Source organism: Antrihabitans stalactiti (assembly GCF_012932915.1).
Lineage (GTDB): Bacteria > Actinomycetota > Actinomycetes > Mycobacteriales > Mycobacteriaceae > Antrihabitans > Antrihabitans stalactiti.
The window spans coordinates 179,695-193,568 of sequence record NZ_VCQU01000007.1 but is presented as its reverse complement, the minus strand read 5'-3'; the positions used below and the strand labels follow the sequence as shown (position 1 = coordinate 193,568).

The 13,874-nt window shown below is 63.7% G+C and carries 12 protein-coding genes and 1 riboswitch; of the genes, 7 read left to right on the top strand and 5 right to left on the bottom strand.

All coding sequences use genetic code 11. The features are described from left to right. Nucleotides 1-58: 58 nt before the first annotated feature. From FGL95_RS20420 to gcvP, 3 genes are all read left to right on the top strand, one after another. Nucleotides 59-532, top strand: coding sequence for a bifunctional nuclease family protein (locus FGL95_RS20420; protein ID WP_169590208.1), 474 nt, complete (start codon nt 59-61; stop codon nt 530-532). Nucleotides 533-785: 253 nt separating this feature from the next. Further along, nucleotides 786-1,376 (top strand): MerR family transcriptional regulator, encoded by a 591-nt coding sequence (locus FGL95_RS20415; RefSeq protein ID WP_169590206.1) that lies wholly within the window; start codon nt 786-788, stop codon nt 1,374-1,376. An 83-nt stretch (nt 1,377-1,459) separates the two neighbouring features. Continuing rightward, nucleotides 1,460-1,561: riboswitch (glycine riboswitch) on the top strand. Nucleotides 1,562-1,672: 111 nt separating this feature from the next. Further along, nucleotides 1,673-4,489, top strand: coding sequence for an aminomethyl-transferring glycine dehydrogenase (gene gcvP, locus FGL95_RS20410; protein ID WP_169590204.1), 2,817 nt, complete (start codon nt 1,673-1,675; stop codon nt 4,487-4,489). Nucleotide 4,490: 1 nt separating this feature from the next. Here the strand turns inward: gcvP and FGL95_RS20405 are convergent, their stop codons facing one another. The 4 genes from FGL95_RS20405 to FGL95_RS20390 form a co-directional block, all read right to left on the bottom strand. After that, nucleotides 4,491-6,098 carry a substrate-binding domain-containing protein gene (locus tag FGL95_RS20405; RefSeq protein WP_169590203.1) on the bottom strand — a complete coding sequence of 536 codons (1,608 nt, stop codon included), beginning with the start codon at nt 6,096-6,098 and terminating at the stop codon, nt 4,491-4,493. Next, nucleotides 6,095-6,553 carry a cupin domain-containing protein gene (locus FGL95_RS20400; RefSeq protein ID WP_169590201.1) on the bottom strand — a complete coding sequence of 153 codons (459 nt, stop codon included), beginning with the start codon at nt 6,551-6,553 and terminating at the stop codon, nt 6,095-6,097. The genes FGL95_RS20405 and FGL95_RS20400 overlap by 4 nt, the downstream gene beginning before the upstream one ends. A 37-nt stretch (nt 6,554-6,590) precedes the next feature. Beyond that, nucleotides 6,591-8,774 carry a malate synthase G gene (locus FGL95_RS20395; protein ID WP_169590200.1) on the bottom strand — a complete coding sequence of 728 codons (2,184 nt, stop codon included), beginning with the start codon at nt 8,772-8,774 and terminating at the stop codon, nt 6,591-6,593. Between the two features lie 85 nt (nt 8,775-8,859). Beyond that, on the bottom strand, nt 8,860-9,390 hold the full coding sequence (locus tag FGL95_RS20390) for a gamma carbonic anhydrase family protein (RefSeq protein ID WP_169590198.1): 531 nt from the start codon (nt 9,388-9,390) through the stop codon (nt 8,860-8,862). A 116-nt stretch (nt 9,391-9,506) separates the two neighbouring features. Between FGL95_RS20390 and FGL95_RS20385 the strand changes: the two genes are divergently transcribed. The 3 genes from FGL95_RS20385 (at nt 9,507) to FGL95_RS20375 (ending at nt 11,724) form a co-directional block, all read left to right on the top strand. Further along, entirely contained in the window at nt 9,507-10,316 is an 810-nt protein-coding gene (locus FGL95_RS20385; protein ID WP_169590196.1) for a VOC family protein, read from the top strand. Nucleotides 10,317-10,423: 107 nt separating this feature from the next. Then, a complete protein-coding gene (locus FGL95_RS20380) occupies nt 10,424-11,419 on the top strand; it encodes an AraC family transcriptional regulator (RefSeq protein WP_169590195.1) in 996 nt (331 codons plus the stop codon). Between the two features lie 80 nt (nt 11,420-11,499). Then, complete coding sequence (locus tag FGL95_RS20375) at nt 11,500-11,724, top strand: DUF6400 family protein (protein WP_169590193.1); 225 nt, start codon at nt 11,500-11,502, stop codon at nt 11,722-11,724. 208 nt (nt 11,725-11,932) lie between these two features. Here FGL95_RS20375 and FGL95_RS20365 read toward each other — a convergent pair whose 3' ends face one another. Continuing rightward, nucleotides 11,933-12,928 carry an NAD-dependent epimerase/dehydratase family protein gene (locus FGL95_RS20365; protein WP_169590190.1) on the bottom strand — a complete coding sequence of 332 codons (996 nt, stop codon included), beginning with the start codon at nt 12,926-12,928 and terminating at the stop codon, nt 11,933-11,935. Between the two features lie 70 nt (nt 12,929-12,998). Here FGL95_RS20365 and FGL95_RS20360 point away from each other — a divergent pair, with 70 nt between their 5' ends. Beyond that, nucleotides 12,999-13,742, top strand: a complete 744-nt coding sequence (locus FGL95_RS20360; protein ID WP_169590188.1) for a glycoside hydrolase family 25 protein — start codon at nt 12,999-13,001, stop codon at nt 13,740-13,742. Nucleotides 13,743-13,874: the final 132 nt, after the last annotated feature.

Below are 13,874 nucleotides of genomic sequence, written 5' to 3'. Positions count from 1 at the left end.
GGCTAATCATGAACTCGCATAGACTATTTGTAGGGCTTCGAGCTGGGAGGCGGTCGCGATGAGCGAAATGCGTGTGATCGGTATCCGTGTGGAGCAGCCACAGAATCAACCTGTGTTGTTGCTGCGCGAGACCGATGGTGATCGCTACCTGCCCATCTGGATCGGCCAGACGGAAGCGACCGCAATCGTCCTGGAACAACAGGGAGTAGAGCCGGTGCGGCCGTTGACGCACGATCTCATCAAGAACTTGATCACGGCCTTGGGGCGGACGTTGAAAGAGGTCCGCATCGTCGATCTGCAAGAGGGCACGTTCTACGCAGACCTCGTCTTCGATCAAGATCTCCGCGTATCCGCTCGCCCGTCGGATTCGGTGGCGATCGCGCTTCGGGTCGGGGTGCCGATTTTTGCCGAGGAGCCTGTGCTTGCAGAGGCTGGTTTGGTGATGCCGGACGAGCGCGAGGACGAGGTCGAGAAGTTCAAGGAGTTCCTCGAATCGGTATCTCCGGACGACTTCAAAGCCACGGATGGATAGGACTGTGACATTTCTTAGCTCGCTGCGCTCGCCTGCCGGCCGGGCAGTTTCGCGCGATCTTCCCTCGTCGACTCAGTCGCTGCGCTCCCTCGCTCCTCAGTCCAGATCACGCGGCCCGACCGTCCTGTATAACGCTTTAATCTCACCCTCAAGTTTAGGTTGAGATATTGGCGAGTCGCGTTGACCCAATGGTGTCGGCGCCATAGCGTTTCGGGCGTACGCTGAACCTGGTCGCAGACCTGAGAGTCGCAGTATGCGACCACGATCGAAGAGGGAGTTGTCCGTGGTAGATCAGCCGCAGGAGATCCAGCCCGGCCTGTTTCCGGACGACTCGCTTCCCGATGATTTGGTCGGATATCGAGTGCCGAGCGCCTGCCAGATCGCCGGAATCACTTACCGCCAGCTCGACTACTGGGCGCGCACGTCGCTCGTCGTTCCGTCGATCCGCGGTGCCGCGGGTTCTGGGAGCCAGCGGCTGTACTCCTTCAAGGACATCCTTGTTCTCAAGATCGTGAAGCGGCTCCTCGATACCGGGATCTCGCTGCAGAACATCCGCATCGCGGTGGATCATCTGCGCGACCGCGGTGTCCACGACCTTGCCAAGATCACGCTCTTCTCCGATGGCACCACCGTGTACGAGTGCACGACTGCCGACGAGGTTGTCGACTTACTGCAGGGTGGTCAGGGCGTGTTCGGCATCGCCGTGAGTGGCGCGATGCGTGAGCTCACGGGCACTATTGCGAACTTCCCCGCCGAGCGCGCCGATGGCGGCGAGAGCGAAGCTCGCCCCGAGGACGAGCTCGCATTCAGACGTAAGAACCGGGTCAGCCGCAAGACCGGTTAACTGTGCTGAATGGCGGCTCCGCAAGCTCCGCCGCTATGCTGAATGGCGGCTCCGCAAGCTCCGCCGCTATGATGGATGGGCGTCGCCGTCGTACGGGAGAGTTTCGGCCAGCCTCGGCTGTCCGGACGCCGAAGGAGCAGCACCTCCCCGTCAATCTCTCAGGCATAGAGGACCGTGCGGGCTTCGACGTCTCTGGAAAGCGGTGGCCATCCACCCGCCCACGGGGAAAGGGGCTCACGCCCTGAATCTCTCAGGCGCACACGACAGAGGGGGAGGGTCGACCCTCTGGAGTTGTCGTGACTCGTTCTTTTGCGGACCGCCATATCGGACCCGACGCTGCTGACCTCGTTAGGATCCTCGATCTGATCGGGGTCCAAACGCTCGATGAGATCGCCGAGAAGGCGCTGCCTGCCAGCATCCTCGACGCGTCGGGTCTCGACATCCTTCCTGCGCACGCCACCGAGCACGAGACGCTCGCGGAACTCGGCGCGTTGGCAGCGACCAACACGGTCGCGACCTCGATGATCGGCCTCGGCTACTACGACACGCTGACGCCGCCGGTGCTGGTTCGCGGAATCTTGGAGAATCCTGCCTGGTACACGGCCTACACGCCGTACCAGCCGGAAATCAGCCAAGGTCGGCTAGAAGCGTTGCTCAATTTTCAGACGATGGTCGCCGACCTCACCGGCATGGAGGTAGCCAACGCGTCGATGCTCGACGAGGCGACTGCCGCAGCCGAGGCGATGACGTTGCTGCGACGCGCGAGCAAGAGCAAGTCGCCGCGGTTCGTGATCGATGCCGACCTGTTCCCGCAGACTCGTGCCGTCATCGAGACCCGCGCGGAACCGCTGGGTATCGAGGTCGTCGCCGCCGATCTCACCGCTGGTTTGCCCGACGGCGAGTTCTTCGGTGTGCTTGCTCAGCTCCCGGGCGCGTCGGGCCGCGTCGTCGACTGGTCGGACATGATCGCCGCCGCGCACGAGCAGAAGGCGCTGGTCGCAATCGGCGCGGACCTGCTCGCACTGACTCTCATCACACCGCCCGGCGAGATCGGCGCCGATGTGTGTTTCGGAACTACGCAGCGTTTCGGCGTTCCGATGGGCTACGGCGGTCCGCATGCGGGATACCTCGCGGTCAGCAGCAAGAACGCGCGTCAGCTTCCTGGCCGTCTCGTGGGCGTGTCGGTCGATGCCGACGGTGACTTGGCCTACCGGCTCGCGCTGCAGACCCGGGAGCAGCACATTCGCCGCGAGAAGGCGACGTCGAACATCTGCACCGCACAGGTGTTGCTGGCGATCCTGGCAGCTATGTACGCGAGCTATCACGGTGCCGACGGGTTGGCCGCGATCGCTCGACGGGTCAACGAGCGCGCGTCTGCGCTCGCGGCGATGTTGCGCCGCAGTGGCATCGAGATCGTGCACGGCGAGTTCTTCGACACGATCACTGCCCGGGTACCGGGTCGGGCCGAAGAGGTTGTGGCAGCAGCCAAGGCCGACAACATCAACCTGCGCCTCATCGACGCCGATCACGTCGGTGTGTCGTGCGACGAGGCGACGACGTCCGCCCACCTCAGTGCGGTCGCTCGTGCCTTCTGTGCCGACGGTGACGGGTGGGTGGGTTACACGACGTCGATACTCAACCAGCGCAAGTCGGAGTACCTGACGCACCCGGCGTTCACCCGCCATCGCACCGAAACCGCGATGCTGCGCTACCTCCGCGCCCTGTCCGACAAAGATATTGCGTTGGACCGCAGCATGATTCCGCTGGGTTCGTGCACGATGAAGTTGAACGCGACGGCCGAGATGGAGGCCATCACGTGGCCGGAATTCTCGCGCCTGCATCCGTTCGCGCCGACCGAGGACGTCCCCGGAATCTTGCGCATCGTCAACGACCTGGAGACGTGGCTCGCCGCTATCACGGGATACGACGCTGTCAGCCTGCAACCGAACGCAGGCTCGCAAGGCGAATACGCTGGGCTGCTTGCGATTCGGCAGTACCACCTCAGCCGTGGCGACGACCACCGCGACACCTGCCTGATCCCGTCCAGCGCGCACGGCACGAATGCGGCATCGGCGGTCATGGCCGGCATGCGGGTCGAGGTCGTCGCGTGTCGGCCGAACGGCGACGTTGACCTGGAAGACTTGCGCGCCAAGATCGCCGACCACGCCGAGCGCCTTGCCGCGATCATGATCACCTACCCGTCGACGCACGGTGTTTACGAGCAGGAAGTCAGCGAGTTGTGCGCCGCTGTGCACGATGCCGGTGGCCAGGTATACGTCGACGGCGCCAACCTGAATGCCCTTGTCGGCCTTGCCCGGCCAGGTCGTTTCGGTGGCGACGTCAGCCACCTGAACCTGCACAAGACGTTCTGCATCCCGCACGGTGGTGGCGGTCCGGGGGTCGGCCCGATCGGGGTCCGGTCACACCTCGCAGAGTTCCTGCCGGGTCACCCGCTGATGCCGGAACTCGGCAAGGGCGGAACGATTTCGGCCTCGCCGTACGGTAGCGCGTCGATCCTGCCGATCACCTGGGCATACATCCGGATGATGGGCGCCGACGGACTGCGTCGCGCGACGCTGACCGCGATCGCGTCGGCGAACTACATTGCACGACGCCTCGACGAGCACTATCCCGTGCTCTACACCGGCGAGACCGGAATGGTTGCGCACGAGTGCATCCTCGACCTGCGTGAGATCACGAAGCGGACCGGCGTCACGGTCGACGATGTGGCGAAGCGGTTGGCGGACTACGGCTTCCACGCACCGACGATGAGCTTCCCTGTTGCCGGAACGTTGATGGTCGAGCCCACGGAAAGTGAATCCCTCGACGAGATCGACGAGTTCTGCGAGGCGATGATCGCGATCCGCGGCGAGATCGACCGCGTCGGTGCAGGGGAGTGGCCAGTCGACGACAACCCGTTGCGTGGCGCTCCGCACACTGCGGCGTGCTTGGTCGACGAGTGGAATCACCCGTATTCCCGTGAAACAGCGGTCTTTCCGCGCGGCAAGCACGGCCGCCCAAAGGTGTGGCCCGCCGTTCGTCGGATCGACGGCGCGCAGGGCGACCGCAACCTCGTCTGCTCGTGTCCGCCGATCGAGGCGTTCAGCAGCTAGCTCATGGGGTAAGGGCCTTGGCAATCCCGGCGCCTGCGTCCGGACCGGTGGTGACGCTGCCGCCGGTGCGGTCGGCCAGGGATCGCAAGGTCTGCGGTGGCGCAGCGCCGAGTGCGACGACATTGACCCGAACGGGCTTGCTCGGGTCGGTGGCAGCGGCGATCGCGTCGAGTAGTTGCTGACCGTTCACCGTCGAATCGTCGTCGGGTCCGTCGGTGATGAGCAGGACGGAATTCGTTCTGCCTGCAACGAATCCGGCGACGGCGGCGCGGTACGCATCGATCAAGGTCGGGTACGCCTGGTCGGTCGTGACGGGTGTCGATCGCACCGCCGTCAACGCTGAGTTCGCTGCGTTACGATTCAACGGACCCAGCGGAACATCGACGTGATAGGGCTTGGGACCGTCGAGGCCTTTGCTATAGGTCCACAGGCCGAACCCGGACGAATCCCCAGCGCCGTTCACATAACGATGCAGTGCGTCGACGACACCGACGAGTGGGTTGCTCATCGACGCCGAAACGTCGAGCAGCACGGTCGTATTCGCTCCGAGAGTCGGATGGGCCAACACGTTCGCCAACTGATCGAGTACCGGGCCGGCGGCTGGTTGTAGTGACCGCTCGACCTCGCCGGTCCGAAAGCCCGCGTCGGACAACGTTTTCGCCTGCTCGGGCTGCCGGAGAAAATCGACGAACATGGAAGCGATTCGACTCTGTGTCTCGTCGACCCACTCGCCGTTCAGCGTCGCAGCCGGAAAATCGGCGACGATAGTCGCACCCACCGGCTTGTATGCGACGACCTTGTCGCCCGCCGAGCTGAGCTGGTGCTCGGTGACAGCGACCGCTTGGACCGAATCAGCTTCGCCCACAAGGGCATTCAGCGCTGCCGCAGTGTCGGTTGCCTTGCCCGTCGAGTTGGTGACAAGTTGCGACAACGCAGCCACCACCGGCCCGGACCGCGCGGCTTCCTCGCTCAGCGGACCGAACCCTGCGTTCGCGACTGCGGCAGCCACCGCTTCCGATGCCAGCAATGTCGAATCCGACCCGGGGCCGAGCGGTACGGAAATCCCCTTCAGTCCGGGCAAATCACCCCAGCCGGCTTTCCGCCCTGTCAGTTCGTCTGCCAAAGCCTTGTGGACCGCGAGCACGACCGAGCTCGACGCGATCGACTTCGGATCGCCGTCGATGACGCCCGCAGCGACACGATTCAGCGTCTGCGACGACGACGGAATCCACAGCGCGGGCTTCGGTCCGAGAGCAGCGACGTCCCAGTCCTTCGCAGCCAGCGCCACGCGAACAGCCTCGGACGGCTTGGCGATCATCGCCACGTGCGCACAGCTGTCCCGCACAACAGGTTTGGTCTCGTTGTACTTGTTCGCGATAGCTTCGAGCTGACTCGCAATTTCAGGGTCCGCGGTGACGTTCAGCTGTGCGTCGCCGTCGACGCAGGTCTGCGCGGCCGCATCGGATTCGTCACTTACCCTGTCGCGCAAGCTGAACCAGCCGACCACGAGTGCGACGACGACGATCAACGCGATGACGGCGAAGATCACGCCTTTACTGACGCCACGGTGGCCTTCCGTGCTGCGATGGTGCCCTTGACGATCTGTCATGGCCACGGCGTCGTCTGGTAGCGGCTGCGTAGCTGAGTCAGCAGACCAGGCGTGACTGCCTGCCCATCCTCGGCGGCTCTGGCGACGTCGCGAAAGTAGTTCTCGTAGCCACCAGGCATGAACAGCATGATCAGCTCCGCAGGTACGTCGCCCTCGTTCCGAAAACCATGCGCCTGACCGCGAGGCACCGCGACAGCACCGCCTTCGCCGACCGTTTGCGTGCGGTCTGCCAGTTCGAAAGACACCGCGCCCGCAGTGATCAGGAAGTACTCCTCGTGACCGTGATGGACGTGCGGTGCCGCACCTATCGCACCCGGCTCGAGGATGGTCTGGACCGCCGACATCGCACCGCCCGTCCGCTCACCCGCCAGCCGTACGAAGAAGGTGCCGAACGGTAGATCGAGCCGTTCGGCGTGCTCGGGTAGCCCGAGGACGACATCGGGAAACGAAGTCACCCAGCTAGGCTACCCGGCCACAACGACACGCCGGGAGCTATGCGTTTGCTGTGTTGGCGGCTTTGTACTCGCGACGGCGGCGATGCAGGATCGGCTCCGTGTACCCGTTGGGCTGTCTGGTGCCCTCGAGAATGAGCTCCGCCGCAGCCTGGAACGCGATGTTGGTGTCGAAGTCCGGTGCAAGCGGCTTGTAGGTGGGGTCGCCGGCATTCTGGCGGTCGACGACGGGCGCCATCCGCTCGAGGCTCGCGCGCACGTCGGCTTCGGTGACAACGCCGTGGCGCAGCCAGTTCGCGACGAGCTGGCTCGAAATGCGCAGCGTTGCACGGTCTTCCATCAGGCCGACATCGTTGATGTCGGGCACCTTCGAACAACCGACGCCGTGGTCGATCCAGCGGACCACATACCCGAGGATCGACTGCGAGTTGTTGTCCAACTCGTTCTGCTTCTCCTCGGCGGACCAATTCGTATCGGCCGCAAGCGGAATGACCAGAATGTCGTCGACGGTCGCGCGCTTGCTCTTCGCGATCTCCTTCTGCCGCTCGAACACGTTGACCTTGTGGTAGTGCGTCGCATGCAAAGTCGCGGCGGTCGGCGACGGCACCCATGCAGTGTTGGCGCCGGCCCGCGGGTGCGCGATTTTCTGCTCGAGCATGTCGTGCATGAGGTCGGGCATCGCCCACATCCCCTTGCCGATCTGCGCCTTGCCTTCGAGACCGTCGGCAAGCCCTGTATCGACGTTGAAGTCCTCGTAGGACAGGATCCAGTGCTGCTTCTTCATGTCGGCCTTGCGCACGACCGGTCCGGCCTCCATGGAGGTGTGGATCTCGTCGCCTGTGCGGTCGAGGAAACCGGTGTTGATGAAGACCACACGCGCTTCGGCGGCCTTGATGCACGCCGACAGGTTGACCGTCGTGCGGCGCTCTTCGTCCATGATGCCGACCTTGAGCGTGTTTCGAGGCAGGCCGAGCACGTCTTCGATGCGACCGAACAACTCGTTGGTGAACGCCACTTCCTCGGGACCGTGCATCTTCGGCTTCACGATGTAGAGCGAGCCGGTCCGGCTGTTGCTCAGTGCGGCATCGCCATTGAGGCTGTGGATACCGATCAGCGAGGTGAACAGGCCGTCGAGGATGCCCTCGGGAACCTCGTTGCCGTCCTTGTCCAAGATCGCATCGCTGGTCATCAGGTGCCCGACGTTGCGGACGAAAAGCAGTGAACGGCCGTGCAGCGTCAATTCTCCGCCGTCGCGCGAGGTATAGACGCGGTCCGGGTTCATGACGCGGGTGAAGGTCTTGCCGCCCTTGGACACTTCCTCGGCGAGATCGCCCTTCATGAGGCCGAGCCAGTTGCGGTACCCGACAACCTTGTCGTCGGCATCGACCGCGGCGACGGAGTCTTCGAAATCCATGATCGTCGTGACAGCGGATTCCAGGACGACGTCCTTGATACGTGCGGCGTCGGTCTGGCCGATCGGCGACTCGGGGTCGAACTGGATGTCGATGTGCAAACCGTTGTGCTTCAACAGGACCGACGAGGGGTTTGCCGTCGTGCCGAGGTAGCCCACGAACGTGGCCTCGTCGCGTAGGCCGGTGATACTGCCGTCGGCCAACGTGACAAGGAGCTTGCCGTCGGAGATCGTGTAGTTCGTCGAACCGACATGCGAGCCCGAGATCAACGGCGCCGCTTCGTCGAGGAAGTTGCGGGCGAAGGCGATCACCTTGTCGCCCCGGACCTTGTTGTAGCTGGAGCCCTTTTCGGCACCGTCGGTCTCGGGGATTGCGTCGGTGCCGTAGAGCGCGTCGTACAACGATCCCCAACGCGCGTTGGCCGCGTTGATGGCGAAGCGGGCGTTCAGGACCGGCACCACCAGCTGCGGACCTGCTGTCGTCGTGATCTCGTCGTCGACGCCGGTGGTGCTGATGGCGAACTCGGCGGGCTCGGGGAGCAGGTAGCCGATTTCGGTGAGGAACGCCTTGTAGGCGGCGGCGTCATAGCCGGTGCCGGGGTGCTCGGAATGCCAGGCGTCGACCTTGCCTTGGATCTCGTCGCGCTTGGCGAGCAGCTCACGATTTCGCGGCGCTAGGTCGTTGATGACTTGCTCTGCACCGGCCCAAAACGCGTCGGCATCAACACCGGTGCCAGGGATGGCCTCGTTCTGTACGAAGTCGTACAGGACCTTTGCGACCTGTAGTCCACCGACCTGAACGCGCTCAGCCATGCCAAACCTCACTCTTGACTTGATTTCGGACGCCTGATCTTACCTTCCGGTAACACCGTGACGGTCAACGCGGGCGCTATGGGCCCTATTCCGGTACTGGTTCGACGCCGCTGCTGTGTCGTTGTGCAAGTTCTCGATAGGCAGGCGGGTTCATATTGATCCAGAACTCCGCGTTCGTACCCTCGATCGGCCCCTTCACCTTCGCGGGGCTACCGGTGACGAGCATGCCGTCCGGAATCTGTGCTCCCGCGACGACGAGCGCTCCGGCAGCAACGAGCGTTCTGGCGCCGACGGACGCGCCGTCGAGCACGGTCGAGTGGTTTGCGATCAGTGCCTCGGCGCCGATAGTCGCGCCGTGCACGACGCAGAGATGGGCCACTGTCGCACCGGCTCCGATCTCGCACGGCATGCCGGGGGGAGCGTGCAACACCGAACCGTCCTGAATGTTGGCGCCCGCCCTGACAATGACCGGCGCGTAGTCGCCACGAAGCACGGCATTGTACCAAACCGACGCGCCGGCTTCGACGCGAACATCGCCGACGAGCGTGGCGGTCGGGGCGATGAATGCGGACGGATCGATGGTCGGCGATGTTCCTTCGAACGAATACAGCGGCATGGGCCGAGTCTGTCAGGTTGACCACCACTTTTTGTCGGACCCCGGTGGTTGAGTTGTGACGTGGGTCGCAGCCAACGCACTCACCCAAACTCGAACGATCCGAAGGGACTGGAGAAATGCCGACACGTGATGAGGCCTGGCCGCAGGGAACGCCCTGTTGGGTCGATTGCCAGGTAGACGACACCTCGAAGGCTCGCGAGTTCTACAACGCCTTGTTCGGCTGGGATATTCAAGACGGTCCGGACGATGCAGGCGGCTATCTGATGGCTCTGAAAGGTGGTAAACCCGCTGCGGGCATCGGCCCGAAGATGTCCGACGAGCCGATGCCCTCGGCGTGGACCACCTACTTCGCCGCAGACAGCGCGGACGACGTTGCGGGCAAGGTGGCTGCCGCAGGAGGAACGAACTTCATGCCGCCTTTCGATGTGCTCGACGTCGGTCGGATGTTCGTCGCGGCAGACCCAACGGGCGGTGTCTTCGGAGTGTGGGAAGCGAAGGCGCACACCGGTGCAGGCATCTACAACGAGCATGGCGCGTACTGCTGGAACGAACTGCACACCCGCGAGTACGCGAAGGCTCAGGAGTTCTATGCGACCGTGTTCGGCTACACCTACGCCGAGATCGGCGACGGGGAGAACTTCGTGTACTCGACGTTCACGCTGCCCGGCGGTGCGGACAGCGTCGGCGGCATCGACGACGAAACGAAGATGCCGGGTGATCCGATGCCGGCGTACTGGCTCACCTGGTTCCAGGTCGACGATTTGGACGCCGGCGTGGCCAAGGCCAAAGAACTGGGTGCGACGGTCCTTTCGGGTCCCGACGACAGCCCATTCGGCCGAATGGGAGTCGTCGCGGGGCCGCAAGGTGAGGTGTTCGGGCTGATCGATCCGACGACGACCGTGGGCGATCCGCCGCCGGCTAACTGAGGCACTGGCGGGTCGGGGTTGCAAAAAATTAGGGCTCCGGCCCGCCGGTCAGGTTAGTGTCTGGCGTGGACCTGGATCTACCGGTGAGCGCGAACAGCGTTCACCTCATGACACGACTCGGTGGGGAACGCGGGCTCAATCCAGCAGAGTTGTTGCGCGGGACGGGAATCCTTGCCGAGTCGCTACAAGATCCACGCGCCGAAGTTGCCTTGAGGCAGGAATACGCGGTTCTTCGCAATCTCATCGGCCATCCCGCGATCGAACCGGGATTCGGTGTCGCACTTGGGGCCAGCTATCACCTCGGTATGCACGGGGTATGGGGCCTGCTGATTGCGACCGGCAGGACGTTGCGCGAAGCACTGACGATCGCGCTCGGCTATCTCGATCTCGCGTGGGCTTTCACGAAGGTCGAGCTGGCCGAGGCAGACGGCGTCGCGATGCTGCGGTCCGACGGCAGCGATATCCCCAACGACGTACGACCTTTCCTCATCGAACGGATCTCGGGCGCGAGCAAGGTGTTGCTGCGAGACGTCTTCGGCTCCGACGTCGCATTGAAAGGTGTCCACTACAAACACTCCGCACCAGTGAAGACGGATCGCTACCTCGAGCTGCTCGGGGTAGAACCCACCTTCGATTCCGACGACAATTCGATCCGATTCGACGCCGACTTGCTCGACGTTCCGTTGCGTCGCGGCAACGAGTGGACACGGCGCGGCTACGAAGCCGTGTGCAAGGGAATTCTGGCCAAACGCAAAGCCAGATCGGGAGTGGCAGGTTCTGTGCGCGATCTTCTGGTCCGTGAGCCAGGCCGTACACCGGACGTGGTCACCGTCGCCAGAGAACTGAACGTGAGCCCGCGGACGCTGTTCCGTCGGCTCGAACTCGAAGGCACATCGTTCCGGATGCTCGTCGACGAGGTCCGCGAGGCGCTGGCCGAAGAGATGTTGAGTGTCGCAGGCCTCAACACCGAAGAAGTCGCAGACCGTCTGGGCTACTCCGACCCCGCCAGTTTCGTTCGAGCCTTCAAGCGCTGGAAGGGGCAGACGCCACAAGCGTTCCGTGTGCTCGCGCGGCGCCCGGAGCTACCACTGCGTTTTCGCTGATCTGTGACCTGGATCATTGCGATCTTGAGCAACGTAACGGCACCCTAACTTCTCACTGTCGATGAAGTGAAGGTGAACCGATGTACGCGTTCGAACTTGATCTCACGCTGGGCGAAGCGCACCGGCGCACTGCGGTCCTGAACGCCATCGGCGCCGACTGGGACCCGATCGCCGTCCTGGAGGAAGAAGAGCGGGCATACGACATGCTCTACTCGGGCCTCGATGACGAGCAACAGCGCATCTACGACGAATTGGTCGTGGCCGGCGTACTACCCGAGCGGACGGTGCGTCGTGCTCCCAATTGATCCCACCGCGGATTTCAGCCGGCGAGCGTGGGTGCCGTGCCCGAATTGCGACCATGGTGCCGAATGCGGGCACTGCCAGAGCGGTCGCAATTGCGATCGGCACTGGCAGTATCTACTGAGCAATCAGGGTCGCCTCGTGCATCTGCAGTGCCGTGATTGCGCTCACCTGTGGCAGTTCACCACCCGGCCTGCGCGTGGTGTGCGTCCGTCAGCCGCCGAGACGACCGAATGCTCGCAACCCAGTGATCGTGTCCGCCAGCGTTTCTCGTGATTCGCGGTAGGTGACGCCGAGCTCGCGTTTGCTCGGTTCGTCGTCAGCGGGCGGCATCTGCGTGTAGTACTGCATGCCGGCCTCGGTGATCGGCGTCTCGAACGGCAGAAACCGCTCGACAGCATCGACGAGTTGGCCCATCCCGCGCAGCAGAGCGTCGGGAACGGGTATTGCGCGTACGGTTTTGCCGCTCGCCTCGGTGAGAGTGTCGGCGATCTGCTGGACGGTCAGGCGCGGACCGCCTGCCATGTATCGGCGTGGGCCTTTGCCAGGTACCAGCAGGGCGGCGTGCAGCGATGCGAGGTCGCGGACGTCGACGACCGTCCACGCGGCGTTTCGACCAGGTACGACCCCCATTTGCACCGCTGCCGAGACACCGTCGGCGGCTTCGCCGAATTGGTCGCCGACCGGCGGTCCGAGCACCATGCCCGGATACGTGATCACGACCGGCGCACCTGCATCCTGCAAGCCCCGGGCGTAGAGCTCGACTTCTGCCTTCGACTTGCCGTAACCGTCTGCGCCGCCGGTGACCGGAAGGTCTGCCGTGTACTCCTCGAGATCGGGCGTGAACAGAGCGGTGATCGAAGAAACGTGCACGATCGGATCGAGGCCGAGCTCGACAGCCGTGCCGAGGACGTTCTGCGCGCCCGCCAGATTCATGGTCATCATGGCTTCGGCCTGCTTGGGGTCCGTGGCCACAAGAGCAGCGCAATGCACGACGGCGTCGCAGCCTTCCATTGCGGCGGCCACGGACTCACGGTCGGTGATGTCGCCGATCACATAGTCGCTCGGATCGAGGCCGAGTTTCGCGACGCTCGTGCCGAGTCGGGCCGGGTTGCGAACCAAAAACCGCACCTCATGGCCTGCGTCGACGATCGCCTTTGCACTCCAACCGCCGACGAATCCGGTCGCACCGGTCACTAGAACTCGCATAACCGGAACTTACCCCAGCTCGACGTGGCAAACTTGCCCCTTCCTCCTGAGCCGGGCTACCGTCCACGCCATGGTGACGGTAAGTGCTGGAATTCGAAAGAAACTGCTAGTAGCGCTTCCGCTTGCGTTGGCTGCCGCCCTGGTCGCTGCGACGCCGGGCTCAGCCGATCCAAGGCCCAGCGGTCCCGACCTGTCGGCTTGGCAGCACCCGTCGGGGTCGCCGATCGACTGGAAAGCAGTGAAGGGCGCCGGCCACGATTTCGCGTTGGTCAAGGCGACAGAGGGTACGGATTACACCAACCCGCATTTCCACGAAGACACGACGGCCATGCGCGCGGCGGGCGTTCTGCGCGGTGCGTATCACTTCCCTCGGTTCGACCAGGCTCCCGAGCCGCAGGCCCTTCATTACGTGCAGGAGACGTTCGGCGAGAACGTCTTCGGGTCGCTACCGCCGATCCTCGATGTCGAACGGTCCAATGGTCAAGCGCCACAAGTCATCATCGACTGGATGCATCGTTGGTTGAACCTGGTCCAGGTTCTGACCGGCAGGCAACCGATCATCTACGCGGCCCCAGGCTTCTGGCGCTACGAGGTCGCAGACACGCGAGAGTTCAACCATTACCCGCTGTGGGTCGCCGATTGGAACCAAGGACCATGGCCCGACCTGCCCGGCGGCTGGACGAACTGGGTGTTCTGGCAGACGACCGACCGCGCAAGTATCCCGGGGATCTCGGTCCCGTCCGACTCGAATATTTACAACGGCGATATGGGTCCACTGGAGCGCTGGGCGAACACTCCGTACTTCGGTAGCTGACACAACTTCCACGAGAACCGGGCCAGAGCGGCAGACGCTCTGGCCCGGTTTTTTGCGTTCGGTTTGTTCTCCTGCAGTTTCCCGAAAGTAACGGCCACGAGTCGGATGCTCCCTGGTCATGACATCGCAATC

Coding starts and splice junctions, on each gene's coding strand:
- FGL95_RS20390 (WP_169590198.1), bottom strand. CDS start 9,390: ATGCCGCTGTATTCGTTCGAAGGAACATCGCCGACCATCGATCCGTCC.
- FGL95_RS20385 (WP_169590196.1), top strand. CDS start 9,507: ATGCCGACACGTGATGAGGCCTGGCCGCAGGGAACGCCCTGTTGGGTC.
- FGL95_RS20395 (WP_169590200.1), bottom strand. CDS start 8,774: ATGGCTGAGCGCGTTCAGGTCGGTGGACTACAGGTCGCAAAGGTCCTG.
- FGL95_RS20405 (WP_169590203.1), bottom strand. CDS start 6,098: ATGACAGATCGTCAAGGGCACCATCGCAGCACGGAAGGCCACCGTGGC.
- FGL95_RS20360 (WP_169590188.1), top strand. CDS start 12,999: ATGGTGACGGTAAGTGCTGGAATTCGAAAGAAACTGCTAGTAGCGCTT.
- FGL95_RS20375 (WP_169590193.1), top strand. CDS start 11,500: ATGTACGCGTTCGAACTTGATCTCACGCTGGGCGAAGCGCACCGGCGC.
- FGL95_RS20420 (WP_169590208.1), top strand. CDS start 59: ATGAGCGAAATGCGTGTGATCGGTATCCGTGTGGAGCAGCCACAGAAT.
- FGL95_RS20415 (WP_169590206.1), top strand. CDS start 786: ATGCGACCACGATCGAAGAGGGAGTTGTCCGTGGTAGATCAGCCGCAG.
- FGL95_RS20365 (WP_169590190.1), bottom strand. CDS start 12,928: ATGCGAGTTCTAGTGACCGGTGCGACCGGATTCGTCGGCGGTTGGAGT.
- FGL95_RS20380 (WP_169590195.1), top strand. CDS start 10,424: ATGACACGACTCGGTGGGGAACGCGGGCTCAATCCAGCAGAGTTGTTG.